We start from the raw sequence: 24907 nt of genomic DNA, 5'->3' as shown, positions 1-24907 counted from the left end.
GGCCTCCAGCGGCCAGTCTCGATGGCCCGGTAGATCAGAGCCCCGCGAACCACTCCGCATAAGCCGTCTTCGCTGCCATGCGCCGGTTCAGGTCGGGCGTGCCGTCGGTCCACCAGACGGGCCCGCGCTCGCCCAGGGCCACCTTGGCCTCGTCCACCCCCGCCCGGGCCGATCGCAGGGCGGCCTCGTCGCCGGCGCGCAGGGCGGTGCCCACGGCGCGGCGGGCGGCCATCAGCCGCTTCGTGAGCTCCGCGCGGCGCTCCGCGGGCAGGGTGGGGTCCGACATGCGCCACAGGCGGCCGCGGACGACGAAGTAGCGCCCGTCCGGGGTCACGGGGTAGCGCACCTAGCCCTTGCGGCTGAGGAGGAAGAGGGCCTGTTCCCCGAAGAGGTTGGCCAGGCGCAGGCTCTCGCGCCATGGCGCGCGGGAGCCGTGCTCGTCCACCGCCAGCCAGCCGTTCACCTGGTAGCCATCGGCCTCGCAGAGGGCGACGAAGTCCAGGATGGTGCAGGGGTGAATGTTGGGCGTCTCGTACCAGGCGCGGTCCCAGGTCTCCGTGTCCGGCATGCGGCCGGTCCAGAGCAGGCGCCAGCGCATCTGCCAGTGGCCGAAATTCGGGAAGGAGACGATGGCGTGGGTGCCGATGCGCAGCATCTGGCGCAGCACCTCGCGCGGGCGCTCCACGGCCTGGAGGGTGCGGGAGAGGACGACGTAGTCGAAGGCGTTGTCCGGGTAGTGCTCGAGGTCCGCGTCCGCGTCGCCGTGGATGACGGCGAGGCCGGCGGCCACGGCCTGGGTCGCCTGCTTCATGTCGATCTCGATGCCGCGGGCATCGGCGCGCTTCTCCTGCGTCAGGTGCCCGATCAGGGCGCCGTCGCCGCAGCCGATGTCCAGCACGCGGGCGCCGTCCGGGATCATCTCCGCGATCAGGCGGAGGTCCAGGCGCATGTTCTTGGCGACGTACTGGATGGGCTCCCGCGGCTTCATTCCCATGGGAACCTCCTTGGCTCGCTGGCGCTCGCCGAGAATGGATTCACGCCGCCGGGCTGCGCCCTCCGTCGGTCCATCCTCAGACCCCCACCGCGTCGGCCGAGCCGGAGAGGAAGCCGCCGAGCGCGGCGTGGAACTCCGGCTCGTCCAGCAGGAAGGCGTCGTGGCCCTTGTCGGATTCCAGCTCGATGAAGGAGACGCGGGCGGCGGCGCGGTTCAGCGCGCGGGTCACGGCACGGCTCTCCGCGGTGGGGAAGAGCCAGTCCGAGGAGAAGGAGGCGACGAGGAAGCGCGTCGGCGTGCCCCGGAAGGCGCTGGACAGGTCGCCCCCGTGGTCGGCCGCCAGGTCGAAGTAATCCATGGCGCGGGTGATGGTGAGGTAGGAGTTGGCGTCGAAGCGCCGGATGAAGGTGCTACCCTGGTGGCGCAGGTAGCTCTCCACCGCGAAGACATCCTCCAGGAAGGTCAGCGCCTTGGCGCCCTGCAGGCGGCGGCCGAACTTCCGGGTCAGCGCGCTCTCCGACAGGTAGGTGATGTGGGCGACCATCCGCGCGACGGAGAGGCCCTGGGCGGGGATGCGCCCCTCTTTCCAGTAGGCGCCTTGGCAGAAATCCGGGTCCGCGTGGACGGCGGCGCGGCCGACCTCGTGGAAGGCGATGTTCTGGGCGGAGTGGTGGGCCGCCGTGGCGATGGGCGCGCAGGCGAAGACGCTGCGGGGATAGAGGGCCGCCCACTGCAGCGCCTGCATCCCCCCCATGGACCCGCCGATGACCGCGAGCAGCCGCTCGATGCCCAGGTACTCCACCAGCTTCTTCTGGGCGCGGACCATGTCCGCGATGGTGATGGCCGGGAAGTCGATGCCCCAGGGGCGGCCGAGGCCGCGGCCATTGGCATCCGTCATCTCCTCCCGCGGGCCGGTGCTGCCCATGCAGCCGCCGAGGACGTTGGCGCAGATGACGAAGTAGCGGTCCGTGTCGATCGGCTTGCCCGGCCCGACGATGGAGGACCACCAGCCCGGCTTGCCCGTGACCGGCTGGGTCTCGGCCAGGTACTGGTCCCCGGTCAGGGCGTGGCAGACGAGGATCGCGTTGCTGCGGGCCGCGTTCAGCGCCCCGTAGGTGCGGTAGGCCACCGCCATGGGCGCGAGCATGACCCCGCTGTCGAGCGCCAGCCCCTCGGGGAAGACGACCCGCTGGTGGTCCACGGCCGGCAGGGTAGCTGGAGCCTCGCTCATACCGGGAGGATTAGGAGTGCCGCCGCGGAACGGCAAGGCGGCGCCCCGGATCGGCGCCGGGGGAACCCCCGGCGCCGGGCCCGGCTACTGCCCCACCCGCACGTAGCGCAGCGGGAAGTAGTTGTCCGCCATCTGCTGCAGCGTGATGTTGGTCCGCGCCGCCCAGACCACGACCTGCTGGTGCAGGGGGATGTGGCCGACCTGCTCGGTGTGGATCCTCATCGCCTCGTCGATCATCTGCTGCCGCTTCGCGAGGTCGGTCTCCACCGCGATCCCGTTCGTCAGCTCGTCGAAGCGGGGGTTGCTCCAGCCGCCGGAGTTGAACACGCCGCGCTGCCCGCCCCGGCTGGCCATGATGTTGTAGAGCGTGTTGTGGGCGTCGTAGGTCGTCGGCGTCCAGCCCAGCATGTAGAAGCTGGTGTTGTAGCGGGGCGCCAGGATCTCGGCGAAGTAGCGGGCGCGGGTCTGGGCCGCGAGGTTCACGCGCACGCCGATCCGCGCCAGCATGGAGACCACCGCCGTGCAGATCGCCTCGTCGTTCACGTAGCGGTCGTTCGGGCAGTCCAGCGTCACGCCGAAGCCGTTGGGGTAGCCGGCCTCCGTCAGCAGCTGCCTCGCGCGGTTCACGTCCGGCCGCACCACGCGGTCTGCGGCCTCCGTGAAGCCGTTGACGCCCGGGCCGATCATCAGGCTGGTGGGGCGGGACTGGTTGCGCATGATGCGCGTCTTGATCGCCTCCAGGTCGATGGCGAGCTGGAAGGCCTGGCGCACGCGCAGGTCGCGGAACGGATTCCGGCCGCGCACGTCGCTCTTCAGCAGCTCCTCGCGGCTCTGGTCGAACCCGAGGAAGACGGTGCGGAGCTCCGCCTGCTGGTGGACCCGCACGGCCCGCTCGCGGCTCAACCGCTCCGTGTCCTGCGGGGGCACGGTGTAGATCATGTCCACCTCGCCCGAGAGCAGGGCGGCGACCCGGGTGGCGTCGTTGCCGATGACGTTGAACTGCACCTCGGTCAGGTTGTGCTCGGGCCTGTCCCACCAGTTCGGGTTCGGGCGCAGCACCGTGCGGCGGTCCGGCTCGCGGCTCGCCAGCACGAAGGGACCGGTGCCGTTGGCGTTGCGGGTGGCGAAGTTCTCCTGCCCCGTGGTCAGGTCCACCGCCTGGGTGGCGTTGTTCGCCTCCGCCCACCGCTTGGACATGATCGCCCAGGTCGTGATCTCCTCAAGGAAGATCGGGTCCGGGGCGTGGGTCTCGAACTCGACGGTATGGTCGTCGATCTTGCGGACCTCCTTCACGGAGGACAGCACGGAGGTGAGATTGGACCCGCCCGCGCGCACGCGCTGGGCAGAGAAGACCACGTCGTCCGCCGTGAAGGGCGAGCCGTCGTGGAACTTCACCCCCTGGCGCAGGTTCAGCCGCCATACCGTCGGGGAAGGCTGGGACCAGGAGGTCGCCAGCGCCGGCTCCACCTTCAGCTCCCGGTTCCGCCGCACCAGCGGCTCGTAGATGTTGTGCGTGAAGGTGAGAAGGAAGGTCTCGTTCCGCGCGTAGGGATCCATAGAATTGACGTCGCCGTCATTCGCCCAGCGGAAGGTCGACGCCTCGGCCCCGAAGCCCAGGCCCATCCCGAGCGCCAGCGCCGCGGCCCCGGCCAGCAGAAGTCGCCGCATCCCATTCTCTCCCCGTCTTGGATTCGACACGGAGGCTAGGCGGGCGGCGCGGAAATGGGAACGGCCGAGTCGTCGGGGGCTCCGCCCCCGGAACCCCCGCGAGGGGGAAGAAGGAATTTCCCCCCCTCGACCCCCATCATCTTCTTCTTCGAGCTGGTTCCAGGGGGACCTGTCACGCGCCGAGGGTCATGGACCCTCGGCGAACCGCAAGCCGGGCATCCCGCGGCAGCCCCTCAGAAAAAGATGAGGGTGGGGGTCCAGGGGGAGGGAGAATTCCTTCTCCCTCCCCCTGGGGCCGCCCCGAAACGCAAACGGGGGCCTCGCGGCCCCCGTGAAGCATCAGATACCAGCCCGGGATCAGGCCGCGCGCAGGGCCCGCGGCAGGTCGGCCACGGCCTTGTCGATCATCGCGGCGTCGCCCTCGGCCGTCAGCTTCTCCGCGATGACGGAGCGGGCGGCGGCGGCGGCAATCTCGGCCGCGGCGGTGCGGACCTCGGCCAGGGCGCTGGCCTCGGCCGCGGCGATGCGGTCCATCGCCATGCGCTCGCGCCGGGCGGCGTTCGCCTCGGCCTCGGCGGCGGCGGCGGTGGCCACGCGGTCGGCCTCGGCACGGGCGCGGGTGACGGTCTCCTCGGCCTCGCGCAGGGCGGCGGCGCGGTCGGCCTCGGCCCTCTTCCGCATGGCCTCGGCCTCCTCGCGCAGCTTCGTCGCCTCGGCGAGCTGGGCGCGCACCTGGGCACCGCGGGCGTCGAGCAGGGCGCCGAGGCGCTTCCAGATCATGCCGCCCAGCAGCACGACGAAGAGGATGAAGGAGACGGCGACCCAGAACTTCGGGTCCAGCCAGAAGTGCTCGTACTGGTGCATCAGGCGGCTCCCGTGCGCGGGTTGCGGGCGGCGAGCTCGCGGTCCACCGCGGCGGAGACGGCCGCCCCATCCGTCAGGCCGGAGAGGCGCTGGACGAGGGCCGTGGTCGCGTCGGTGGCCACCTCGCGCAGCGCGCCCATGGCGGCGTCGCGGGCGGTGCCGATGCGGGCCTCGGCCTCGGTGATCTGGCGGTTCAGCCGCTCGGCCAGCGCCTCGGCGCGGGCGGCGGATTCGGCCTGGGCGGCCTGGAGCGCGGCCGCGATGGAGGCCTGGGCCTCCGCGCGGGCGCGGGCCGTGCTGTCGCGCCGGCCGGCCTCGGCGGCCTCGGCCTCGGCGCGGGCGTCGCGCGCCGCGTCCAGGTCGGCCGCGATGCGCTGGCGCCGGTCCTCCAGCACCGCCGCCACGGGCGGCAGCAGGAACTGATAGCAGAGGAAGACGAGCAGCCCGAAGATGACGAGGAGCCACACCACCTGGGAGATCATCAGGGGGTTGCCGAAGTCCAGCTGCGGCATGCCGCCGGCGTCCGCCGCGTCATGGGCGGCGGCGCGGTACTCGTTGGCGGTGATGTTCGCCTCGCGCACCGCGTTGGCGCGGTCGCTGTCCGCCTGCACGGCGCGGCTCTCGCCCTGCTGGCCCGGAAGTGGGCCGGAGGGCTGCACCGGGCCGGTCGCGTGCGGTGCCGTGACCTGCTGGGCGAGCGCGCCCGGCGCGGCCAGGACCGATGCCCCGGAGAGAAGGGCAGCGAGGGCCAGGCTGCGCCAGGCATTACGGTGCGAGAGGCGGATCATGCGGTCTCCGTCCCGCGGCGGACGGCCGGGAGGACCTCCCGGCCGCGCCGCGGACCCGATCAGGCGAAGAGGATCAGGAAGGCGATCAGCAGCGCGAAGAGCGCGACGGCTTCCGTGAGGGCGAAGCCGAGAATGCCGATCGGGAAGACGGTGTCGCGGGCCGACGGGTTCCGCGCGACCGAGGAGATCAGCGTGGAGAAGATATTGCCGAGCGCGAGACCCACGCCGAACAGCGCGAAGACGGCGATGCCGGCGCCGAGCGCCTTGAAGGCGCCGAGGTAGGCGGCAGGATCGTTCATCGGAGAGCTCTTCCTTGTTGAGCGGTTGGAGAAGGTTGCCGGCGCGGTTCTAGTGCAGGTGCACCGCGTCGTGCAGGTAGATGCAGGTCAGGATCGCGAAGACATAGGCCTGGAGGAAGGCCACCAGGATCTCGAACCCGACGAGCAGCACGTTGACGGAGAGCGGGAGGAGCGCGGCCACCGGCCCGATCGCTCCCAGCCCACCGAGGAGGACGACGAAGGTGGCGAACACCTTCAGCAGCACGTGGCCCGCCACCATGTTGGCAAACAGGCGGACCGAAAGGCTGACCGGCCGGGAGAGGTAGGAGACCAGCTCCACCGGCACGATGATGGGCGCGAGCCAGAGCGGCGCTCCCTCCGGGAAGAAGTAGCCGAAGAACTTCCTGCCGTGCAGCGCCAGGGCCACGATCGTGGTCACGAAGAACACGGTGGCGGCGAGGCCGAGCGTGACGGCGATGTGGCTGGTGTAGGTGAAGGCGTAGGGGAACAGGCCGATGAGGTTCCCGAACAGCACGAACATGAAGAGGGCGAAGACGAAGGGGAAGTACTTCCGCCCCTCATGGCCCACCTGCCCGGTCACGAGGTTCTCGATGAACTCGTAGAACATCTCGGCGGCCGCCTGGAACCGGCCGGGCACCAGCGCGCGGCGGCGGATGCCGACCAGCATCAGGATCGAGATCAGCCCCACCGCCAGCAGCATGTGGGCGTTGGACTGGGAGAAGCCAACGGCCCGGCCGACCGGGCCGAGGACCGGGATCAGCTCGAACTGGCTCAGCGCGTCGATCGTCTTGCCTTCGGCGGCCACGTCTCGGTCCTTGATCTCACGGTCTGACGACCACTGGCGGGCGCTAGCGGGCGCCGGGATGGGGCTTGAACAGCCGGTAGATGTTCAGCACCCCTGCGGCGCCGCCCACGAAGAAGAAGACGAGGAAGAGCCAGGGAAAGGTCCCGAGCCAGCGGTCGAGGCCGAAGCCCAGCGCCGCGCCCACGACCAGCGCCGATACCACCTCGACCCCCGCGCGGAAGCCAATTCCCCACGGGCCCGTCGGCAGGCCGCCCTCCCCCCCTGTTCGGGGCTTTGGATCCAGGCCCTGGCGGGTCCTGGCCTGCCGCAGCCGGTCGTCGAAGCCGTCCCGGTTTTCCACTCTGCTCCTCCAGCGGTTGTCCCCCGGAAGGCAGGGGGTCCCTAAATTGGCGTCCATGTGAAGTCAAGCCGGCGCGGCCCCGCAACAGAGCCTTAACAGCCGCTTCCCGTGCGCTGTTGCAGCGCCTCCGGCCCTACGCCCCGATAAACCCGCCGGACTGCCGCGCCCAGAGGCGGGCATAGGGGCCGCCCCGGGCCAGCAGCGCCTCGTGCGGGCCGCTCTCCACGATCCGCCCCTCCTCCAGCACCACCAGCCGGTCCAGCTGCGCCAGGGTGGAGAGGCGGTGGGCGATTGCGATCACCGTCTTGCCCTCCATCAGGCTGGTCAGCCCTTCCTGGATCGCCGCCTCCACCTCCGAATCGAGGGCGCTCGTCGCCTCGTCCAGCACGAGGATCGGGGCGTCCTTCAGCAGCACGCGGGCGATGGCCACACGCTGGCGCTGCCCGCCGGAGAGCTTCACCCCCCGCTCCCCGGCATGGGCCTCGTAGCCCTTCCGGTCCCGCCAGTCCGACAGGCCGCGGATGAAGCCGTCCGCCTCGGCGCGCCGGGCGGCGGCGATCACCTCCGCGTCGGTGGCCTCGGGGCGGCCGAAGCGGATGTTGTCCCCGATGGAGCGGTGCAGCAGCGCCGTGTCCTGGGTGACCATGCCGATGGCGCCGCGCAGGCTTTCGGCCGTTACCCCGGCGATATCCTGGCCGTCGATCGTGATGCGGCCGGATTCCGGGTGGAAGAAGCGCAGCAGCAGGTTCACCGCCGTGGTCTTGCCGGCGCCGGACCGGCCCACCAGCCCCACCCGCTCGCCAGGGCGGATCTCCAGGTCGAAGCCGTCTAGCACGGCGCGATCGGCGCGGCCGTAGCCGAAGCGCACCCCCTCGAAGCGGATGGCGCCGCGCGTCACGGCGAGCGGCCCGGCGCCGGGCGGGTCCGGCTCGGTGGGCGGGGCGGCGATACTGCGGATGGATTCCTGCACCACCCCGATGCTCTCGAAGATCGCGCCGACGTTGAAGGCCACCCAGCCCGAGATGTTGGCCATCTGCCAAGCCATGGGCAGGGCCGTGGCCACCGTGGCCGCCCCGATCTCCCCCGCCATCCAGAGCCGGATGGACAGCGCCGCCATGCCGACCAGCAGAAGGGCGTTGAGGGCGGAGAGGACCGCGGAGTTGAAGGTGATCTGCCGCATCTGCGCCTGGAAGGCCGCGGTCAGGCCCGTCACCCCCTCCGCCACGAAGGCGTCCTCCCGCGCCGCCCGCGCGAAGAGCTTGATGGAGAGGATGTTGGTGTAGGCGTCCACGATCCGGCCCGTCAGCAGGCTCCGCTGCTCGGACGCGGCGCGAGACCGGTCCCGCAGCCGGGGCACCACGGCGCGCAGGAAGGCGGCGTAGAGGAGGAACCAGAGGAGGATGGGCAGCGCCAGGCGCCAATCCGCCCCCGCCAGCCAGATCACGGCGGAGGAGCCGTAGACGAGGATGTACCAGACCGCCGTGACGGATTGCGTGACGGATTCCCGCAGCGCCGGCCCGGCCTGCATCACCCGGTTGGCGATGCGCCCGGCGAAGTCCTCCTGGAAGAAGGGCCAGCCCTGGCGGGAGACGAGGCGGTGGGACTGCCAGCGGATGAGGCTGGTGAAGGCGGGGTTGATCGCCTGGTTGGCGACGAGGTTCTGCAGGAGGATGGAGGCCGGGCGCAGCACCAGCATCACCACCGCCATGCCCACGAGGGCCCACCCGGTCTCCGGGATCAGCCGGTCCGGCGCATGGGCGCCGAGCAGCGCGATCAGTTGGCCGATGAAGACGGGGATAAGGCTGTCCAGCACCGCCACGAGGAAGCCGGCAGCGAAAAGGGCGGCCACCAGCACCCGCGCCTGCCGGGCAAAGTGCCAGTAGAAGCCGAGAAGGGTGGCGGGCGGCGGCCCCTCCGGCACCGGCACCCCGCCAATCCGCGCCGCCTTCGCCCCGGGCGGCGCGACGGGGTCGAGGAAGGATTCGAAGGCGCGGAAGGGCATCGGCCGGATGTAGGCCCGGCCCCGGGGTGGCGATAGGCGCCCGCCCCTCACCAGCGGGCGAGGTCCGCCCTCAGACCGGGAAGCGCGCCGCTAGGCCGCCACGACCGCGATCGCCGCATTCCGCGGCAGCCCCGCAGAAAAAGAGGATGGGGTCCAGGGAGAAGAATTCCTTCTTCCCCCTGGGGCCATCAGATCCGCCCGATCAGGAAAGCATCGTCCCTTCCGGCGCCCCGGCGCCCTGCCCGCGGCGGGACTGCCACAGGGCCACGAAGTCGATCGGGGTGAGGGCCACCGGCATGAAGCCGCCGTCGCGCGTCACGTCGGAGAGGATGTTGCGCGCGAAGGGGAAGAGGAGGCGCGGGCACTCCACCAGCAGCACCGGCTCTAGCACGTCCGGCTGAACGTTCACGGTGAAGATGCCGCTATAGGCCAGCTCCGCGATGAAGGCGGTGGTGTTGTCGGCGGTCTTGGCGTCGGCGCGGATCTGCAGCGTCACCTCGAAGACGTTGCCGCCGTCCTGCAGGGCGCGGGCCTGCACGTCCAGCGCCACGTCGATGCGGGGCTGCTCGCGCAGCGCGGTGTAGATCTCCGGCGCGCCGGGCACCTCGAAGGAGAGGTCCTTCACGTACTGGAAGTTCACCACCAGCGGGGCCTGGGCTCCGCCGTTCGGGGCGCCCTCGGGCGGCATGTTGGCGGGCGGCGGCAGGTCGGACATGGGATCGGGCCCCTGGGCGCTAAGGGATGGTGGCCCGGCGGGGTAGCACGCGCCGGGTCGGGTGTCAGGCTCTCGCGGCTCGGGCCGGGACCGGTCCTGCCACCGCGCGGCGGATCAGCCCTCCAGCCCGGACAGGGCCTGCGCCACCGCCGCGCGCCCGGCCCCGTCCAGCGGCAGGATCGGGCGGGGCGGCTGGGCATCGGTGAGGCCGAGGAGGTTCGCGGCGGCGAAGACCACGCGGATGCTGCCGTAACGGCGGAACAGCTCCCAGAGCGGGTGGAGGGTGGCGTCGATCCGGCGCATCTCCGCCTCATCCCCCGCCTGGGCGGCGCGGGTGAGGGCGAGGCAGGTGCGGGGCAGGGTGCCGCCGAGCACGCTGTACCAGGCGTCGGCCCCGGCCAGCACGGCGTCCGGCGAGTGCCAATCGGCGCTGTAGCCGATGGAGAAGCCGGCGGGGACGCGGGCGCGCAGGGCGACGACCGTCGCACGGGCCTCCGCCGGGGCCGGGGCGGGGTTCTTCACGGCGGCAATGCCGGGCACGGCGGAGAGCCGCGCCACGAGGTCGTCGGAGAAGGTGAAGTGCGTGGTGGAAGGGTTGTTGTAGATGCAGACTGGCAGGCCGGTGGCGCCCGCCACGGCCGCGAAGTGCCCGTACACCTCCTCATCCGTTAGGGGCGTGTAGGAGACGGGGGCAAGGAGCAGCCCGTCCGCCCCGGCCGCCTCCGCATCCCCTGCCAGGGCCACCGCCTCGTCCGTGCGGAGGGCGCCGGCGCCGACGATGACGGGCACGCGGCCGCCCAGGGCCTCCACCGCCGCCTCCACGGCGCGGCGGCGCTCCGCCCGGGTCAGGTAGGCGTAGGTACCGGTGCTGCCGAGCAGCCCGACCGAGTCCACCCCCGCTTCCGCCAGCCGCCCCAGCAGGCGGGCCAGGGCATCGGTGTCCACGCGCCCCACCTCGTCCGCCGGGGTGATGGGAAAGGCCGAGAGGCCGCGGAAGAGGGTGTTCTCAGCCATGGTGCCAGTTCACCTGCTCGGGGCCGGGCTGGCAGGGGTCCACCCGCAGCCACGCCCCATTCATCACGGATTGCCCGGTCATCGCCAGGATGAAGCCCCAGTGGCAGACCACCACCGTGTGCGCCCAGTCCGGCCGCTCCCGCATCTCCTCCCGGAAGCTCCGGGCGCGGGAGAGGATGGAATCCGTGCTCTCCGTCTCCTGCGGCCACCACACCGTGTCCAGGTGGGCGAAGTCGTGCTCCGGCCAGTCTGTCGCCAGCGTGTCGCGGTGGGTGCCCACGTCGCAGGCGAAGGCATAGCGCTCCCGCACCAGGGAGTGGACGTGGACGGGCAGGCCCAGGCGGCGGGCCAGCGGGGCGGCGGTCTGCAGGGCGCGGGTGTAGGGGCTGGCGACGATGCGGGTGATCCCCTCCCCCGCCAGGGCCTCGGCGGCCTCCTCGGCCTGGGCGTGGCCCAGCTCCGTCAGCCGCGGGTCCTCGATGCCCGGGTCCTTGCGGGTCTCGCTGAAGCGCAGGTTGAACTCGCTCTGCCCATGGCGCAGCAGGATCATGCGGGCCTCCCGGTGACAGGGCTGGCGATAGCGGCTGGGGCGCGCGGGCACAATCGCGCGGTGGGCGTCGCCGCCCCCGGTTGATGGACCCCGGTTGATGGACCCGGGTTGATGACCCGGACTGATGATCCCGGGCCGATGAACGGATTGCAATGTGGTTGCGGTAGGGGCCTGCCAGCCCTAACTGTCACCCCACAAGGAGATTGCGATGCAGGGCGGCGGCTTCCCGATTGATCTGATCCTGTTCGGGATGGTGGCGGCCTTCCTGGTGCTGCGCCTGCGCAGCGTGCTGGGGCGGCGCACGGGGTTCGAGCGGCCGCCCGCCGAGCAGCGCGGCCCCGTGGCCGTGCCGGCCGGCGGGCCCGCGGCGGCCGCGCCCGTGGCGGCGCGCGGCGTGCCCGACGCCCGCGGCCCGGTGGGCCAGGCCCTGGCCCGCATCCGCGCCGCCGACCCGGGCTTCGATCCGGCCGCCTTCCTCGGCGGTGCGGAGGGCGCCTTCCGCATGATCGTGGAGGGCTTCGCGGCGGGGAACCGCCCGCTGCTGCGCGGCCTGCTCTCCGACGACACCTATGCCGGCTTCGAGGGCGCGATCGCCGACCGCGAGTCCCGCGGCGAGGTGCAGCGCACGGAGATCCGCGACATCCGCGAGGCCACTATCGAGGGCGCCGACCTGCGCGGCACGATCGCCGACGTCACGGTCCGCTTCGTTTCCGACCAGGTGAACCTGACCACCGATTCCGCCGGCAAGCCCGTGGCGGGCGCCGATGCCGTGACGGAGCTGACGGACATCTGGACCTTCCAGCGCGACACCCGCAGCTCGGACCCGACCTGGAAGCTGGTGGGCACGCGCTCGGCCTGAGGCCTTGCGCGCCCCCTTCCCGCTCCTCCTCTCCCTTCTCCTCGCGGCCTGCGGCGGCCTGCCGGGCTGGGAGACGGACCGCGTGGCGGAGGCGATCCCCGGCTTCACGGCCGGCTGCGCCGCAACCCCCGACCCCGGCCCCCTCGCCGCCGCCTGCGCGGAGGCCGCCCGCCTGCCCCCCGGCGACGAGGCCGCCGCCCGCGCCTTCCTCGCCCGTCACTTCGAGCCCGTGCCGGCCGGCGAAGGCCTGATCACCGGCTACTACGAGCCGGTCCTGCGCGTCTCCCCCGTGCCCGCGCCCGGCTTCACCGCCCCGCTCCTCGCCCTCTCGCCCGGCGCGCCCGACCTGAACCGCGCCTCCCTCGAGGCGGCCGTGGCGGCGGGCGAGTGGCCCGGCGCCGTCCTGGCCTGGGCCGATCCGGTGGACGCCTTCTTCCTGCAGATCCAGGGCTCCGGCCGCGTCCTCTTCCCCGACGGCACCGCGCGGCGCCTGGGCTACGCCGGCAAGAACGGCCACCCCTACGTCCCCATCGGCCGCCTCCTCATCGAGCGCGGGGCCATGACGCGGGAGGGGGTGTCCATGCAGTCCATCCGCGCCTGGCTGCGCGCCGCCCCGCCGGAGGAGGCCCGGGCGCTGATGGACGCCAATCCCTCCTGGGTCTTCTTCCGCTGGCGCGACGACCTCCCCCTCGAGGGCGGCCCGGCCGGCACCCTGGGCGCCCCCCTGCCCCCCGGCCGCGCCGTGGCCGTGGACCGGACCCACATCCCGCTGGGCAGTCCCGTCTGGATCGCCACGCGCGACCCGCTGTCCGGCCGCCGCCTGGAACGCCTCGTCATCGCCCTGGACACCGGCGGCGCTATCCGCGGCCCGGCCCGCGCCGACCTGTTCTGGGGCTGGGGCGACGCCGCCGGCGAGGCCGCGGGGCGTATGCGGGAAACCGGACGGGTCTGGGTGATGCAGCCGCGATCCTGATGGGGCCGGAACCAGGGGGCGCCGCCCCCTGGAACCCCCGCCAAGGGCCTGAGGCCCCTGGACCCCCATCTGGCTGCCGCCGCGCCGTCCTGAGATGGGGTTTCCGCGTGACGGGCCTCTTCCTGCCCTTGCAGTCGCCTCGGGTCATGGACCCGAGGCGCACCGTCAGCAGGGTATTCCCAAAGCCTAGAAGAAGATGATGGAGAGGGGTCCGGGGAGAGGAAGAATTCCTTCTTCCTCTCCCCGGGACAGACCGCCACCGCCAGCTCGGAACCTCCTAAGCACCGCGGCGCCGCAGGATGGCTCGCGCCACCTCCGCGTGGCCCTGGTGCTTCGGGCCTTCATTAAGGAGGACGGTTCCTTCCAGGCATTCCAGGATCTCGAGGTCCGGGAAGTGCTCCCGCACCAGCGCGGCCGACCAGAGCAGGTCGGGGTCGCGCGGCCCGCCGGAGCGGCGGCCTTCCTGGGCGGGGGTGAAGCCTTCCAGCACCAGCAGCCCGCCGGGGGCCAGCGCGGCGGCGGCGCGGGCGGCGACGAGGGCGCGGTCGGCCGGGGGCAGGTGGACGAAGATCCAGGCAATGACGTCGAAGGCGGCCTCGGACCAGTCCCAGGCGGTCAGGTCCGCCACCACCGTCTCCAGCATCACCCCGCGCTTCCGGGCCAGCGCCGAGGCCTTGGCCAGCCCGGTCGCGGACCAGTCGAGGCTTGTCACCGCCAGCCCGCGTTCCGCCAGCCACACGCCGTTGCGGCCCTCCCCGTCGCCGATGGCAAGGGCCCGGCCGCGCGGGGGCAGGCCCGCGGCCTGGGCGGCGAGGTAGCGGTTCGGGGCCTCGCCGAAGGCGAAGCCGCCGCCGGCGTAGCGCGCGTCCCAGGCGGCGGCGTCGCTCACGCCGGGGAGGGGCGCGCGCCGAAGATGGCGCTGCCGACGCGAACCTGGGTGGCGCCGTGGGCGATGGCGGCCTCGAAGTCCCCGCTCATGCCCATGGAGAGGATGCCCAGCCCCTGGTCCCGGGCGAAATCCGCCAGCCAGCGGAAATGGGGGGTGGGGTCCTCGCCCTCGGGCGGGATGCACATGGCGCCGGAGACGGTCAGCCCGTGCTCCTCCCGGCAGGCGCGAAGGAAGGCGGTGGCCTCGTTGCGCGCGATGCCGGATTTCTGTGGCTCGGCGCCGGTGTTGACCTGGACCAGCAGGCCGGGCGCGCGGCCCTCCCTCGCGATGGCCTCCGCCAGGGCGGCGGCGAGCTTCGGGCGGTCCAGGCTCTCGATGGTGTCGGCCACCCGCACGGCGTCGCGCGCCTTGTTCGTCTGCAGGCCGCCGATGATGTGCAGGCGCAGGGCGGGATGGCCCGGGCGCAGCGCCGGGAACTTGGCGGCGGCCTCCTGCACGCGGTTCTCGCCGAACACGGCCTGCCCGGCCTCCAGCGCGGCCCGCACCGCCTCCGCCGGATGGGTCTTGGAGACGGCGACGAGGGTGACGGCGGCGGGGTCGCGCCCCGCGCGCTCGCAGGCGGCGGCGATTCGGGCCTTGATGCGGAGGAGGCCGGCGGCGATGGCCCCGGGATCAGGCGGCGGGGTGGGCGTGGGGGATTCGGTCATGCGTCGGGGCAGGCTAGGGCAGAACGGGCGGCCCCGGAACGGGCGGACGGTCCCATCCCTCTGGCTGCTGAGCGACGCGCGGCGCCTGCCCGATCCCCGCGCGGCGGCGGCGCGGCTGCCGCGCGGGGCCGCGGTGCTGGCGCGGGACCTGGCGCCGGGGCTGCTGCGGCCGCTCGCGGCGCTCGCGCGGCGAAGGGGACTGATGCTGGTGGTGGCGGGGGATGGCCGCGCGGCGCTGGCGCTGCGCGCGGGGCTGCACCTGCCGGACCGCCGCGCGGTGCGGGGGCTGTTGCCCTTCCTGGCGGCGCGGCGGGCGGGGGCGGCAGGCCCTCTCTCCGTCGCCGCGCACGGGCGGGCGGGGATCGCGCGGGCGCGGCGGCTGCGCGCGGACCTCGTCATCCTCTCCCCGGTCTTCCCGACGGCGAGCCATCCCGGCGCGCCGGCGCTCGGCCCGCTGCGCTGGGCGGCGCTGGCGCGGCGGGCCGGGCGGCCAGTGGTGGCGCTGGGCGGGGTGAACGGGAAGAACAGCCGGCGCCTGCCGCGGCCCGCGGCGGGCTGGGCGGCCATTGGCGGGCTGGCGTGACACGGCATGTTGCGGGCTGGCCACAGTGTTTCGCGGATGTCGCGATCCGTTCGATTGCGCATGGACGCCCCAGAAGCGGCTGAACCATAGTCCGGGCGGGCTCGGCCACGGGGCGCATCCAAAGGGGTGCAATCCTCGCGGCAAACCCGCCGAGGGGGGCGGGCGGGTCGCATGAAGCGCCGGGGCGGTTCCCCGGCACGTCAGGAGGATTTGGGATGCGCAAGCTTCTTCTCGGCAGCACGGCCGTCGCCGCCGCTGCCCTCTTTGCGCCGAACGGCGCGATGGCCCAGGGCAATGACCCCTTCGGGCGGGGCATGGGCGCGGCCGCCGCGTCGCTCCGCGGCCTCGAGGTCCGCGTGGGCGGCTACTTCCGCGGCATGTACGAGTACGTCGACCAGTCCGGCGTGAACAACGCGACGAACCGCCTCGGCAAGTCCGACTTCTCCCAGGAGATCGAGATCCACATCCTCGCCACCGGCAAGGCGGCGAACGGCCTGCGCTACGGCGTGGCGCTCGAGATCGAGAACGACATCTACCGCACCCCGGCCAACGTCGCGAGCGGCGCCTCGGGCTCCGGCAAGAACACCATCGGCTTCGACGAGGCGTGGGGCTTCCTGGCCGGTCCCTGGGGCCAGATCCGCTACGGTGAGGAAGACGGCGCGATCCAGCAGCTGCAGTCCGGCCACATCACCGGCTTCGGCATCGGCGGCCTCGACTCCGGCGACACGAACCAGCAGGTGGTCGGCGGCAACTACCGCCCGAACTTCAGCTTCGTGAACGACCTGGGCGACAACACCAAGCTCACCTACCTGTCGCCGCAGTTCTTCGGCTTCGACGCCGGCGCCACCTTCGCCTTCAACACTGGCGAGGGCCCGCTCTCGGGCTGCGACACCATCGACACGGCCGGCATCTGCGACCGCGTCTCCGCCGTCGCGGGCGGCCAGTCCCGCCGCCGCAACGAGATCCAGGCCGCCCTGCGCTGGCGCGGGTCCTTCGGCCCGGTCGGCGCGGCCGCCACGGTCGGCTACATCACCGCCGACTCCGTGGGCAACACCACCGGCGTTTCCCCCCGCCGCGTGGACATGATCTGGGCCGGCGCGACGGCCACCGCCTACGGCTTCGTGGTCGGCGGCTGGTACACGGGCGGCACGGCGCTGCCGGGCTACAACCCGATCCTGCGCCGCGGCTCCACCGCCGCGACGATCGACGACCGCGACATGGACGCCTTCATGGTCGGCGCCACCTACACGATCGACGCGATCACCGTCGGCGGCCACTTCACCACGACCTGGTCCGCCGGTTCGCAGACCGTGGCCGCCGGCCGTCGTGACCGCGGCTGGGCCGTGGGCGGCAACTACCGCATCGCCCCGGGCCTCGACCTCTTCGCCGAGTACCTGAACACCAACCGCAAGGAGGTCGGCGTGCGGTTCGAGAACGCCGACGTCGCTCCGCGCGCCCCCGGTGGCCGTGCGAACACCGACATCGTCATGGCGGGCTTCCGCGTCGCCTTCTGATCCACTCTTCCGGATCGCCCTGGAAGGGGGCGGCGGGATCTCCCGCCGCCCCTTTTCCGTTCCTGACCTCCCTCCGGCTCCGCAATGGCCGGGTCTTTACGATTTCTCACTTGCACGGCGCCGCGCCTCTGCCATAGGTGCGGCCCCATGCGCCACCTCCGCCTCGCCGTCCTCGTCCTGCCCGTCCTCGTCGCCGCCTGCGGGCAGAGCCGCGAGGTCCAGAACGACGAGTACTACGACGACAGCGCGCGCGCGCGCGTCAGGGGGCGGCTCTCCGGCAACCAGGACGGTCTCCTCATCCTCGGCACGGACCGCAGCCGGAACCGCGAGGGCGGCGGCGCCGCCGGCGCCCCGGGCGAGGGCAGCGCGCTCGGCGTGAACGCCTATCTCTGGCGGGCCAGCCTCGACACCCTCTCCTTCATGCCGCTCGCCTCGGCCGATCCCTTCGGCGGTGTCATCATCACGGACTGGTACTCCCCGCCCGCGGCGCAGGGCGAGCGCTTCCGAGCCACCGCCTACATCCTCGGCCGCCAGCTCCGCTCGGACGGCGTGCGCGTCTCGATCTTCCGCCAGGAGCTGCGGAACGGGCAGTGGGTGGACGCCCCCGTCTCCGCCGGCACGGGCACGGAGCTGGAGGACAAGGTTCTCGCCCGCGCCCGCGAGCTGCGGAGCCAGTCCGCGGCGCTCTGACCGGCCGGGGCGGCCGCGCCCCGTTCGCCGAACCGCGCCGCCGAACCGCCGCGTTAAGCGGGATCGTGCGGCAGCCCGCCGAAAAAGGACGGAGAACGGGCCCCGAAGAGAGAGGGGATCCCCTCTCCCTCCCCGGGATCTCATGTCAGCGGTAGTTCACGCCGGGAAGCGAACGGATCTCGGCGGAGGGCATGTCGATTGTCACGCGGCGCTCGCCGGGAACGGCGCGCAGCCGCTGCATGGGGACGGAGACGTATTTCTGCGTCATGCCCAGGCGGTTCTCCACCTCAATCACCACCATGGTGACACGCCCCTGCGGGTCGATGATCAGGTCCTCGACCTCGCCGATCTCCACGTTGTCGGTGGCGTAGACGTCGCGGTCGATCAGGTTCTCGGCGCGGATATGGCCGGCCGGGATCTCGGTCATGCCGGCCGCGCTGCCGGCAGGCTGGGTGGGGGCAGGTTGGGCGGGGGCGGGCTGGGCGAGGGCGGGCTGGGCGAGGGCGGGCTGGGCGAGAGCGGGCGCGGCGAGGGCGGGCGCGGCGAGGAGGCCGGCGAGCACCGCGGCGATCGGTAGAGCGCGCATATTACAGTCCCTTCATCTTGATCGGCACCAAGAACCGGGGAGCCGGCCCTGGGTTGCCCCTTCCCACCCCGGCCGCCGGAGAATACTAGGACGGACCACACCTCAAAGGCCCGACCTGGCCCCGCTATGACTGACGGCCCTTCCGACAGCCCCGCGCGCTACGACTTCGCCGCCGCCGAGCCCCGCTGGCAGCAGGCCTGGGGCGAGGCATCCCTTTTTGCCGCGCCGGACGTGCCGGACGGCACGCGGCCCAAGTACTACGTGCTGGAGATGTTCCCGTATCCCTCGGGCAAGATCCACATGGGGCACGTGCGGAACTACACGCTCGGCGACGTGGTGGCGCGCTACAAGCGGGCGCGCGGGATGCAGGTGATGCATCCCATGGGCTGGGACGCCTTCGGCCTGCCGGCGGAGAACGCGGCGCGGGAGCGGGGCACGCACCCGGCGACCTGGACCTACGCCAACATCGCGAACATGCGGGCCGAACTGAAGAGCATGGGCCTCTCGCTCGACTGGTCGCGCGAGTTCGCCACCTGCGACCCCGAGTACTACGGCCAGCAGCAGGCGCTGTTCCTGGACTTCCTGGCGGCCGGGCTGGTGGAGCGCCGCAAGTCCTGGGTGAACTGGGACCCGGTGGACGGCACCGTGCTGGCGAACGAGCAGGTGATCGACGGCCGCGGCTGGCGCTCCGGCGCGCCGGTGGAGAAGCGCGAGCTCTCCCAGTGGTTCCTCGCGATCACGAAGTACGCCCCGCAGCTGCTGGAGGCGCTGGACACGCTGGAGCGCTGGCCGGAGCGCGTGCGGACCATGCAGGCCAACTGGATCGGCCGCAGCGAGGGCGCGCGCGTGCGCTTCCAGCTCGCCGAGCCGGTGGAGGGCACGGCCGAGGTGGAGGTCTTCACCACCCGTCCCGACACGCTCTACGGCATGTCCTTCCTGGCCGTCGCGGCGGAGCACCCGCTGGCGGCCGCGGCCGGTGCGCGGGACCCCGCGGCGGCCGCCTTCATCGCGGAGGCGCGCAGCCAGGGCACGAGCGAGGCCGCCATCGAGCAGGCCGAGAAGAAGGGCTTCGACACCGGCTTCCGCGTGAAGCACCCCTTCATCGAGGGGGCGACCTTCCCCGTCTGGATCGCGAACTTCGTGCTGATGGAGTACGGCACGGGCGCCCTGTTCGGCTGCCCCGCGCACGACCAGCGCGACCTGGACTTCGCGCGGAAGTACGGGCTGCCGGTGCCCCCCGTGGTGCTGCCGCCGGGCGAGGACCCCGCGGGCTTCGACGTGGGCAAGACCGCCTACACGGGCGACGGCACCCTGTTCCACTCCGACTTCCTCGACGGGCTGGGCACCGAGGCCGGGAAGCGCGCCGCCATCGAGGCGCTGGAGGCCAAGGGCATCGGCCAGGGCGTGGTGAACTGGCGCCTGCGCGACTGGGGCGTCTCCCGCCAGCGCTACTGGGGCTGCCCCATCCCCGTCATCCACTGCGACGATTGCGGCATCGTGCCGGTGCCGAAGGATCAGTTGCCGGTGCGGCTGCCGGAGGACGTGGATTTCGCGAGGCCCGGCAACCCGCTGGACCACCACCCCACCTGGAAGCACGTGGACTGCCCGCGCTGCGGCAAGCCCGGCCGGCGCGAGACCGACACCTTCGACACCTTCGTGGACAGCTCCTGGTACTTCGCCCGCTTCACCGCGCCGAAGGCGGAGACGCCGTTGGTGGCGGATGCGGCGAACGGGTGGCTGCCGGTGGACCAGTACATCGGCGGGATCGAGCACGCGATCCTGCACCTGCTCTACTCCCGCTTCTTCACCCGGGCGCTCGCGGGCATGGGCCAGCTGGACACGCCGGAGCCCTTCGCCGGTCTCTTCACCCAGGGCATGGTGCAGCACGCCTCCTACAAGGCGCCCGACGGCCGCTGGCTGGCGCCGGACGAGGTGGAGACGACGCCGGATGGCGGCGCGGTGGAGCGCGCGACCGGCATCGCGCTGACGGTCTCGCGCAACGACAAGATGTCGAAGTCCAGGCGCAACACGATCGACCCGGGCGCCATCATCTCCCGCTACGGGGCGGACACGGCGCGCTGGTTCATCCTGGCCGACAACCCGCCGGACCGGGACATGGAGTGGAGCGAGGCCGGCGTCTCCGGCGCGCACCGCTTCGTCCAGCGCCTCTGGCGGCTGGCCGCGACGCTCGACGCCCGCTCCGGCGATGCCGAGGCGCGGCCGCTGATGCAGGCCGTCCACCGCACGATCGCGGCGGTGACGGGGGCGCTGGAGAGCTTCGCCTTCAACGTCGCCGTCGCGCGCCTGCACGAGCTGGCCAACACCCTCGAAGCCTCCTCCGCCCCGCTGGAGGCCCGGCGCGAGGCGGTGGGCATCATGGCCCGCCTCGTCGCGCCGATGATGCCGCACCTGGCCGAAGAGATCTGGTCCATTCTCCACCCCGGCCCCCATCCCGGCGAGGGCACGCTCGTCGCCGGCATGGCCTGGCCGGAAGCCGACCCCGCCCTGCTGGTGGCGGAGAGCATGACGATCGCCGTGCAGGTGCTGGGCAAGCTCCGCGCCACCCTCTCGGTGCCCGTGGGCATCGCGGAGACGGAGCTGATGGCCCTGGCCGAGGCGGAGGAGAACGTGCAGCGTGCCATCGCGGGCAAGCCCATCCGGAAGCGCATCCATGTCCCAGGCCGCGTCGTCAACTTCGTCGTCTGAGGGGCGCCGCGGGGTGTTCCGCCGGGCGTTCCTCGCGGCCCTCGCCGCCCCGATGGGGCTGGCCGGCTGCGGCTTCCGCCCGCTCCACGCGCCGCCCGCGCCGGGCGAGACGGACGTGGCGCCGGAACTCGCCGCCGTCCGCCTGGGCCGCACCTACGGGCGCACCGGGCAGATCCTGCACCAGGCGCTGGAGCGGCGCCTGGCCGCGCGGGACCGCAGCGGGCCGGCGGCCCGCTACGAGCTGGCGGTGGCGCCGCAGCTGGCGATCGAGACGCAGGGCTACCGGCGCGACGGCTCGCCCACGCGGTTCCGCATGGTGATGAGCGTCGACTACACGCTCAGCACCCTCTCCGTTCCCGTCCAGCCGGTCGCGGCGGGCTCGGCGCGGGCCATCGATTCCTACAACACCATCGACAACGAGTACTTCGCCTCCATCGTCAGCAGCGAGGAGGCGCAGCGCCGGATGGCGGAGCAGGTGGCGGAGGACATCGTGCTGCGCCTCACCCTCGCGCTGCGTGGGAACCCGGCGGCCTAGCGCCGGCATGGCGAAGCTCGACGCGCGGCGCCTGCCCGGCTTTCTGAAGGATCCGGGCGCCACGCGGGCGGCGCTGCTCTTCGGCGAGGATGCCGGGCTGGTGCGGGAGCGCGCCGACGCCCTGCAGGAGGCGGTGGCGCCGGGCAACGACCCCTTCCGCGTGGCCGAGCTGCCGCGCGACGTCGCCGCGAAGCCCGGCGCCCTGGCCGGGGAGGCCGCCGCCCTGGCCCTCACCGGCGGCCGCCGGGTGGTGCGGGTGCGCGACGCCACCGACGCCCTGGCCCCCGGCCTGCGCGAGGCGCTGGACGGCCCGGGCGAGGCCCTGATCGTGATCGAGGCCGGGGAGCTGCCCGCGCGCTCCAAGCTGCGCCAGCTCGCCGAGGCCAGCCCCGGCGCCGCCGCCATCCCCTGCTACCGCGAGCGCGGGGCGGAGCTGGCCGCCACCATCGCTGCCCTGCTGAAGGCCGAGGGCGTCTCCGCCGAGCCCGCCGCGATCGATTGGCTGGCCGGCCGCCTCGGCGAGGACCGGGGGATGCTGCGCCGGGAACTGGAGAAGCTCGCCCTCTACGCCGGCCCCGGCGGCCGCCTGGCGGAGGAGGACGTGCTGGCCTGCATGGGCGACGGCTCCGCCCTGGAGCTGGACGAGGCCCTGGTCGCCGCCACCGCCGGCGACCTGCCCACCGCCGACCGCGCCCTGGAATCCGCCATGGCGGAGGGGGCCAACCCCGTGCAGGTCATCCGCGCCCTGCTGCGCCACGTGCAGCGCCTGCACCTCGCCTCCGTGGCCGGGATGCAGGCCCTGCAGCCGCCCGTCTTCTTCCGCAGCAAGCCCGGCTTCGAGAGGGCGCTGCGGATCTGGCGGACCGAGGCGCTGGAGACCGTGCTGGCCGGGCTGCTGGAGGCCGAGCGCCAGAGCAAGTCCGGCGGCACGGGGCGGCCGGTGCCGGACGCGGCGGTGGCGCGAGCCGCCTTCCTGGCCCTGGCACGGCAGTCGGCGATCCTGGCGCGGCGCTAGGCCGCCGGGGCTGCCGCCGCAGGTGCCAGGCGGGAGGTGCTAGGCGGGGTCCCCGGGCGAGGGGGGAGGCCGGCTGCGGCCGGTTTCATTCCGGAAGACGAAACATCCGCTGGTGCCCGGCGGTGTCCGGCACCTGTCCGGACGAGAGGCCGGCCCAATGTCGGTCCTTACGATCCCGTTATGCCTCTTCCGCGGCCGCCTGGGCTGGTCACGCGGCGCCGAGGCCGGACGGGGATCGGCGGATCCGCCGCAGAGCCCGGCAGAGCCCGAAGGAGCACGCGGCCGGACTCCGGCCGGCTGTGTCGCCGCACCAGGGGCTGCCCATCGGCGCAGAGGAGGTCACCCATGTCGGACGGAGCGAAGCCAGCCCGCCCCTTCGCCTACACCTGCCCCATCTGCGGCGGGGCGATGCAGAACGGCGAGGACGAGCGCGGGCCATGGTTCCAGTGCCACACCGGGCACGAGTTCTCGGCGGGCGACATGGACGAGCGGATGACTGCCATGGTGGACCGGGCGCTGAGCGGGGCCCTGCGCGTCCTGGACGAGCGGGCCCTTCTCTGCGCCCAGTTCGCCGATGCGGCCACCCGGGCGGAGGAGCCCGGCCTGCAGGCCCGGTGGCTCGACCTCCAGGAGGAGGTCGAAATGAAGGCCCAGGTGGTGTCGGGCCTGATCGACCGGGGCTGGCCGGCCCCGGCCGCGGGGTAGAGGACTCCCCACCTCCGCTCGTCAGCGCGCCTGTGGTGCCCTCAGCGGCGGACCAGCATTCCCAACACCAGAGCCGCGCAGGACGCCGAGGCGGCCCGGAGGGCAGTGTCCGTCTCCCCCGTGGCGGCCAGGACGAGGGTGGCGGCCGCCCCGAGGGCGCCCGCGGCCAGCAGCAGGGGGGAGAGGGCGCGCATGCCCCGGCCTAGCGCGGGCTGGCCGGGCGGGTGACCCCGCCGGTGCCGCTCTCCCGGGCCGTGTTGTCGGCGGGCACGGGGCTGCCCTCGCCCTGGCCGGGAGAGGCGGAGCCGGCGGAGCCGGTCGTGCCGCCAGCCCCCATGGCCGGGGCGGCGGCGCCGGAAGGGGCGGCGGGGGGGATGTAGGGATAGGCCCGGGGGTAGACGATGCTGCCGGGCGGGCCCGGCGCGCGGACCGGCCCCACCCGCCCGCAGGCGGCCAGGGCCAGCAGGGCGACGAGAAGGCTGAGAGTCCTCATGCCAGCTTCTCCACCCAGTCCTTCGCCATGGCCGCCACGTTGGCGGGCGCCGTGCCGCCGTGGGAGGTGCGGGAGCGGACGGAGGCGGCGACGGAGAGGACGCCGAACACCCCCTCGGTGATCCGGGGCTCCACGGCCTGCATCTCCGTGATGGTGAGGCCCGAGAGGTCCACGTTCATGCTCTCGGCCTTGGCGACGAGGCGGCCGGTGACGTGGTGGGCGTCGCGGAAGGGCAGCCTCAGCTCGCGCACCAGCCAGTCCGCGAGGTCGGTGGCGGTGGAGAAGCCGGCGCCGGCGGCCTCCGCCAGGCGGCCCACCACGGGCTGCATGTCCCGCACCATGCCGGCGGTGGCGGCCAGGGCGAGGGCAAGGTTCTCGGCGGCGTCGAAGATGCCCTCCTTGTCCTCCTGCATGTCCTTTCCATAGGTGAGCGGCAGGCCCTTCATCACGGTCAGCAGCCCGACCAGGGCGCCGGTGATGCGGCCGGGCTTGGCGCGCACCAGTTCCGCGGCGTCGGGGTTCCGCTTCTGCGGCATGATGGAGGAGCCGGTGGTGAAGGCGTCCGACAGCTTCACGAAATTGAAGTAGGGGTTGGTCCAGATCACCACCTCCTCCGCGAAGCGGGAGAGGTGGGTGGCGCAGATCGCGGCCGCCGAGAGGAATTCGAGGGCGAAGTCGCGGGAGGCGACGCTGTCCAGGCTGTTGCGGGTCGGGCCGTCGAAGCCCAACGCCCGGGCGGTCATGTGCCGGTCGATCGGGAAGCCGGTGCCGCAGAGGGCGGCGGCGCCGAGCGGGCTCTCATTCAGCCGCTTCCGGGCATCGGCCAGCCGGCCGCGGTCGCGCGACAGCATCTCCACATAGGCCAGCAGGTGGTGGCCGAAGGTGGTGGGCTGGGCGGGCTGCAGGTGGGTGAAGCCGGGCATGACGGTGCCGGCATGCTCCGCCGCCTTCTCCGCGAGCGCGCGCATGACATCGGCCATCTGCGCGTCCAGCCCGTCGATCGCGTCCCGCGTCCAGAGGCGGACGTCGAGCGCGACCTGGTCGTTGCGGCTGCGGGCGGTGTGCAGGCGCTTGCCCGCCTCCCCGATCCGCTCGGTCAGGCGGGCCTCGATGTTCATGTGAATGTCCTCCAGCGCCTCGCTGAAGGGGAAGTCGCCCGCCTCGATCTCCCGCCCGATAGCCTCCAGCCCGTCCCGGATCGCGGCCTCGTCCTCGGCGGAGATGATCCCCACATGCGCGAGCATCGCCGCATGGGCGAGGCTGCCGCGGATGTCCTGGCGCCACATCTTGCGGTCGAAGCCGATGGAGGCGTTGATCGCCTGCATGATGGCGGAGGGGCCGGCCGCGTAGCGCCCGCCCCAGGCGGCATTGGCGGTGGAATC

Annotated in this window: 28 protein-coding genes; 9 read left to right on the top strand and 19 right to left on the bottom strand. The window is 73.0% G+C overall.

The annotated features are described in order from the left end of the window. Nucleotides 1-34 precede the first annotated feature (34 nt). The 13 genes from VQH23_RS08575 to VQH23_RS08515 all read right to left on the bottom strand — a co-directional run bounded on the left by VQH23_RS08575 (nucleotide 35) and on the right by VQH23_RS08515 (nucleotide 11270). Nucleotides 35-346: a hypothetical protein gene (locus tag VQH23_RS08575; RefSeq protein WP_338665214.1), complete on the bottom strand. Its 312-nt coding sequence runs from the start codon at nucleotides 344-346 to the stop codon at nucleotides 35-37. Beyond that, nucleotides 347-949, bottom strand: coding sequence for a methionine biosynthesis protein MetW (gene metW, locus VQH23_RS08570; protein ID WP_338666076.1), 603 nt, complete (start codon nucleotides 947-949; stop codon nucleotides 347-349). It abuts the gene before it with no gap. A gap of 121 nt (nucleotides 950-1070) precedes the next feature. Then, complete coding sequence (locus VQH23_RS08565) at nucleotides 1071-2225, bottom strand: homoserine O-acetyltransferase (protein ID WP_338665213.1); 1155 nt, start codon at nucleotides 2223-2225, stop codon at nucleotides 1071-1073. Between the two features lie 84 nt (nucleotides 2226-2309). Further along, nucleotides 2310-3893, bottom strand: coding sequence for an ABC transporter substrate-binding protein (locus VQH23_RS08560; protein ID WP_338665212.1), 1584 nt, complete (start codon nucleotides 3891-3893; stop codon nucleotides 2310-2312). A gap of 357 nt (nucleotides 3894-4250) precedes the next feature. Beyond that, the gene (locus VQH23_RS08555; protein ID WP_338665211.1) at nucleotides 4251-4757 is read right to left on the bottom strand and encodes a F0F1 ATP synthase subunit B; all 507 of its coding nucleotides are present in this window, start codon (nucleotides 4755-4757) and stop codon (nucleotides 4251-4253) included. Further along, a complete protein-coding gene (locus VQH23_RS08550) occupies nucleotides 4757-5545 on the bottom strand; it encodes a hypothetical protein (RefSeq protein WP_338665210.1) in 789 nt (262 codons plus the stop codon). The genes VQH23_RS08555 and VQH23_RS08550 overlap by 1 nt, the downstream gene beginning before the upstream one ends. Nucleotides 5546-5604: 59 nt before the next feature. Next, nucleotides 5605-5844 carry an ATP synthase subunit C family protein gene (locus VQH23_RS08545; RefSeq protein ID WP_073134617.1) on the bottom strand — a complete coding sequence of 80 codons (240 nt, stop codon included), beginning with the start codon at nucleotides 5842-5844 and terminating at the stop codon, nucleotides 5605-5607. A 49-nt stretch (nucleotides 5845-5893) separates the two neighbouring features. After that, the gene (locus tag VQH23_RS08540) at nucleotides 5894-6649 is read right to left on the bottom strand and encodes a F0F1 ATP synthase subunit A (protein WP_338665209.1); all 756 of its coding nucleotides are present in this window, start codon (nucleotides 6647-6649) and stop codon (nucleotides 5894-5896) included. Between the two features lie 43 nt (nucleotides 6650-6692). Continuing rightward, nucleotides 6693-6989, bottom strand: coding sequence for an AtpZ/AtpI family protein (locus VQH23_RS08535; RefSeq protein WP_338665208.1), 297 nt, complete (start codon nucleotides 6987-6989; stop codon nucleotides 6693-6695). Between the two features lie 133 nt (nucleotides 6990-7122). After that, nucleotides 7123-8991 (bottom strand): ABC transporter ATP-binding protein, encoded by a 1869-nt coding sequence (locus tag VQH23_RS08530; RefSeq protein ID WP_338665207.1) that lies wholly within the window; start codon nucleotides 8989-8991, stop codon nucleotides 7123-7125. 202 nt (nucleotides 8992-9193) lie between these two features. Next, nucleotides 9194-9706 (bottom strand): protein-export chaperone SecB, encoded by a 513-nt coding sequence (gene secB / locus VQH23_RS08525; RefSeq protein WP_408904309.1) that lies wholly within the window; start codon nucleotides 9704-9706, stop codon nucleotides 9194-9196. Between the two features lie 114 nt (nucleotides 9707-9820). Further along, nucleotides 9821-10720 carry a dihydrodipicolinate synthase family protein gene (locus VQH23_RS08520; RefSeq protein ID WP_338665206.1) on the bottom strand — a complete coding sequence of 300 codons (900 nt, stop codon included), beginning with the start codon at nucleotides 10718-10720 and terminating at the stop codon, nucleotides 9821-9823. Beyond that, entirely contained in the window at nucleotides 10713-11270 is a 558-nt protein-coding gene (locus tag VQH23_RS08515; protein WP_338665205.1) for a histidine phosphatase family protein, read from the bottom strand. The genes VQH23_RS08520 and VQH23_RS08515 overlap by 8 nt, the downstream gene beginning before the upstream one ends. A gap of 208 nt (nucleotides 11271-11478) precedes the next feature. Here VQH23_RS08515 and VQH23_RS08510 point away from each other — a divergent pair, with 208 nt between their 5' ends. Together VQH23_RS08510 and VQH23_RS08505 are read left to right on the top strand one after the other, a co-directional pair. Then, on the top strand, nucleotides 11479-12129 hold the full coding sequence (locus tag VQH23_RS08510) for a Tim44/TimA family putative adaptor protein (protein WP_338665204.1): 651 nt from the start codon (nucleotides 11479-11481) through the stop codon (nucleotides 12127-12129). 4 nt (nucleotides 12130-12133) lie between these two features. Continuing rightward, nucleotides 12134-13102 (top strand): MltA domain-containing protein, encoded by a 969-nt coding sequence (locus VQH23_RS08505; RefSeq protein WP_338665203.1) that lies wholly within the window; start codon nucleotides 12134-12136, stop codon nucleotides 13100-13102. Between the two features lie 277 nt (nucleotides 13103-13379). Here VQH23_RS08505 and VQH23_RS08500 read toward each other — a convergent pair whose 3' ends face one another. Continuing rightward, complete coding sequence (locus VQH23_RS08500; protein WP_338665202.1) at nucleotides 13380-13991, bottom strand: class I SAM-dependent methyltransferase; 612 nt, start codon at nucleotides 13989-13991, stop codon at nucleotides 13380-13382. Further along, on the bottom strand, nucleotides 13988-14698 hold the full coding sequence (locus VQH23_RS08495) for a YggS family pyridoxal phosphate-dependent enzyme (RefSeq protein WP_338665201.1): 711 nt from the start codon (nucleotides 14696-14698) through the stop codon (nucleotides 13988-13990). The genes VQH23_RS08500 and VQH23_RS08495 overlap by 4 nt, the downstream gene beginning before the upstream one ends. Between VQH23_RS08495 and VQH23_RS08490 the strand changes: the two genes are divergently transcribed. From VQH23_RS08490 to VQH23_RS08480, 3 genes are all read left to right on the top strand, one after another. Continuing rightward, nucleotides 14697-15281 carry a thiamine phosphate synthase gene (locus tag VQH23_RS08490; RefSeq protein WP_338665200.1) on the top strand — a complete coding sequence of 195 codons (585 nt, stop codon included), beginning with the start codon at nucleotides 14697-14699 and terminating at the stop codon, nucleotides 15279-15281. The two genes, VQH23_RS08495 and VQH23_RS08490, sit on opposite strands and share 2 nt — an antisense overlap. Before the next feature lie 215 nt (nucleotides 15282-15496). After that, a complete protein-coding gene (locus VQH23_RS08485) occupies nucleotides 15497-16795 on the top strand; it encodes a porin (RefSeq protein WP_338665199.1) in 1299 nt (432 codons plus the stop codon). Nucleotides 16796-16942: 147 nt separating this feature from the next. Beyond that, nucleotides 16943-17485: a DUF3576 domain-containing protein gene (locus VQH23_RS08480; protein ID WP_338665198.1), complete on the top strand. Its 543-nt coding sequence runs from the start codon at nucleotides 16943-16945 to the stop codon at nucleotides 17483-17485. Nucleotides 17486-17630: 145 nt separating this feature from the next. Here VQH23_RS08480 and VQH23_RS08475 read toward each other — a convergent pair whose 3' ends face one another. After that, complete coding sequence (locus VQH23_RS08475) at nucleotides 17631-18071, bottom strand: PRC-barrel domain-containing protein (protein ID WP_338665197.1); 441 nt, start codon at nucleotides 18069-18071, stop codon at nucleotides 17631-17633. A 126-nt stretch (nucleotides 18072-18197) separates the two neighbouring features. Between VQH23_RS08475 and leuS the strand changes: the two genes are divergently transcribed. The 4 genes from leuS (at nucleotide 18198) to VQH23_RS08455 (ending at nucleotide 23032) form a co-directional block, all read left to right on the top strand. After that, entirely contained in the window at nucleotides 18198-20777 is a 2580-nt protein-coding gene (gene leuS / locus VQH23_RS08470; protein WP_338665196.1) for a leucine--tRNA ligase, read from the top strand. Nucleotides 20778-20790: 13 nt separating this feature from the next. Next, on the top strand, nucleotides 20791-21312 hold the full coding sequence (gene lptE, locus VQH23_RS08465) for an LPS assembly lipoprotein LptE (protein ID WP_338665195.1): 522 nt from the start codon (nucleotides 20791-20793) through the stop codon (nucleotides 21310-21312). Between the two features lie 7 nt (nucleotides 21313-21319). Next, entirely contained in the window at nucleotides 21320-22327 is a 1008-nt protein-coding gene (gene holA / locus VQH23_RS08460) for a DNA polymerase III subunit delta (protein ID WP_338665194.1), read from the top strand. Between the two features lie 345 nt (nucleotides 22328-22672). Next, nucleotides 22673-23032 (top strand): hypothetical protein, encoded by a 360-nt coding sequence (locus VQH23_RS08455; protein WP_338665193.1) that lies wholly within the window; start codon nucleotides 22673-22675, stop codon nucleotides 23030-23032. 41 nt (nucleotides 23033-23073) lie between these two features. Here the strand turns inward: VQH23_RS08455 and VQH23_RS08450 are convergent, their stop codons facing one another. Genes VQH23_RS08450 through argH form a run of 3 tightly spaced genes read right to left on the bottom strand, consistent with a single transcriptional unit; the run spans nucleotide 23074 to nucleotide 24850 of the window. After that, nucleotides 23074-23226: a hypothetical protein gene (locus VQH23_RS08450; protein WP_338665192.1), complete on the bottom strand. Its 153-nt coding sequence runs from the start codon at nucleotides 23224-23226 to the stop codon at nucleotides 23074-23076. An 8-nt stretch (nucleotides 23227-23234) separates the two neighbouring features. Beyond that, on the bottom strand, nucleotides 23235-23525 hold the full coding sequence (locus VQH23_RS08445; protein WP_338665191.1) for a hypothetical protein: 291 nt from the start codon (nucleotides 23523-23525) through the stop codon (nucleotides 23235-23237). Further along, entirely contained in the window at nucleotides 23522-24850 is a 1329-nt protein-coding gene (gene argH / locus VQH23_RS08440; RefSeq protein ID WP_338666074.1) for an argininosuccinate lyase, read from the bottom strand. Before argH ends, VQH23_RS08445 begins: the two co-directional genes overlap by 4 nt. Between the last annotated feature and the right edge of the window lie 57 nt (nucleotides 24851-24907).

It is taken from the genome of Pararoseomonas sp. SCSIO 73927, from assembly GCF_037040815.1.
Taxonomy (GTDB): domain Bacteria; phylum Pseudomonadota; class Alphaproteobacteria; order Acetobacterales; family Acetobacteraceae; genus Roseomonas.
The sequence above is the reverse complement of the archived record's forward strand: the minus strand, read 5'-3'. Positions and strand labels throughout refer to the sequence as shown.

Coding starts and splice junctions, on each gene's coding strand:
- metW (WP_338666076.1), bottom strand. CDS start 949: ATGCGCCTGGACCTCCGCCTGATCGCGGAGATGATCCCGGACGGCGCC.
- VQH23_RS08565 (WP_338665213.1), bottom strand. CDS start 2,225: ATGAGCGAGGCTCCAGCTACCCTGCCGGCCGTGGACCACCAGCGGGTC.
- VQH23_RS08560 (WP_338665212.1), bottom strand. CDS start 3,893: ATGCGGCGACTTCTGCTGGCCGGGGCCGCGGCGCTGGCGCTCGGGATG.
- VQH23_RS08555 (WP_338665211.1), bottom strand. CDS start 4,757: ATGCACCAGTACGAGCACTTCTGGCTGGACCCGAAGTTCTGGGTCGCC.
- VQH23_RS08550 (WP_338665210.1), bottom strand. CDS start 5,545: ATGATCCGCCTCTCGCACCGTAATGCCTGGCGCAGCCTGGCCCTCGCT.
- VQH23_RS08545 (WP_073134617.1), bottom strand. CDS start 5,844: ATGAACGATCCTGCCGCCTACCTCGGCGCCTTCAAGGCGCTCGGCGCC.
- VQH23_RS08530 (WP_338665207.1), bottom strand. CDS start 8,991: ATGCCCTTCCGCGCCTTCGAATCCTTCCTCGACCCCGTCGCGCCGCCC.
- secB (WP_408904309.1), bottom strand. CDS start 9,706: ATGTCCGACCTGCCGCCGCCCGCCAACATGCCGCCCGAGGGCGCCCCG.
- VQH23_RS08520 (WP_338665206.1), bottom strand. CDS start 10,720: ATGGCTGAGAACACCCTCTTCCGCGGCCTCTCGGCCTTTCCCATCACC.
- VQH23_RS08515 (WP_338665205.1), bottom strand. CDS start 11,270: ATGATCCTGCTGCGCCATGGGCAGAGCGAGTTCAACCTGCGCTTCAGC.
- VQH23_RS08510 (WP_338665204.1), top strand. CDS start 11,479: ATGCAGGGCGGCGGCTTCCCGATTGATCTGATCCTGTTCGGGATGGTG.
- VQH23_RS08490 (WP_338665200.1), top strand. CDS start 14,697: ATGCGTCGGGGCAGGCTAGGGCAGAACGGGCGGCCCCGGAACGGGCGG.
- VQH23_RS08495 (WP_338665201.1), bottom strand. CDS start 14,698: ATGACCGAATCCCCCACGCCCACCCCGCCGCCTGATCCCGGGGCCATC.
- VQH23_RS08485 (WP_338665199.1), top strand. CDS start 15,497: ATGCGCAAGCTTCTTCTCGGCAGCACGGCCGTCGCCGCCGCTGCCCTC.
- VQH23_RS08480 (WP_338665198.1), top strand. CDS start 16,943: ATGCGCCACCTCCGCCTCGCCGTCCTCGTCCTGCCCGTCCTCGTCGCC.
- VQH23_RS08475 (WP_338665197.1), bottom strand. CDS start 18,071: ATGCGCGCTCTACCGATCGCCGCGGTGCTCGCCGGCCTCCTCGCCGCG.
- leuS (WP_338665196.1), top strand. CDS start 18,198: ATGACTGACGGCCCTTCCGACAGCCCCGCGCGCTACGACTTCGCCGCC.
- holA (WP_338665194.1), top strand. CDS start 21,320: ATGGCGAAGCTCGACGCGCGGCGCCTGCCCGGCTTTCTGAAGGATCCG.
- VQH23_RS08455 (WP_338665193.1), top strand. CDS start 22,673: ATGTCGGACGGAGCGAAGCCAGCCCGCCCCTTCGCCTACACCTGCCCC.
- VQH23_RS08450 (WP_338665192.1), bottom strand. CDS start 23,226: ATGCGCGCCCTCTCCCCCCTGCTGCTGGCCGCGGGCGCCCTCGGGGCG.
- VQH23_RS08445 (WP_338665191.1), bottom strand. CDS start 23,525: ATGAGGACTCTCAGCCTTCTCGTCGCCCTGCTGGCCCTGGCCGCCTGC.
- argH (WP_338666074.1), bottom strand. CDS start 24,850: ATGCAGGCGATCAACGCCTCCATCGGCTTCGACCGCAAGATGTGGCGC.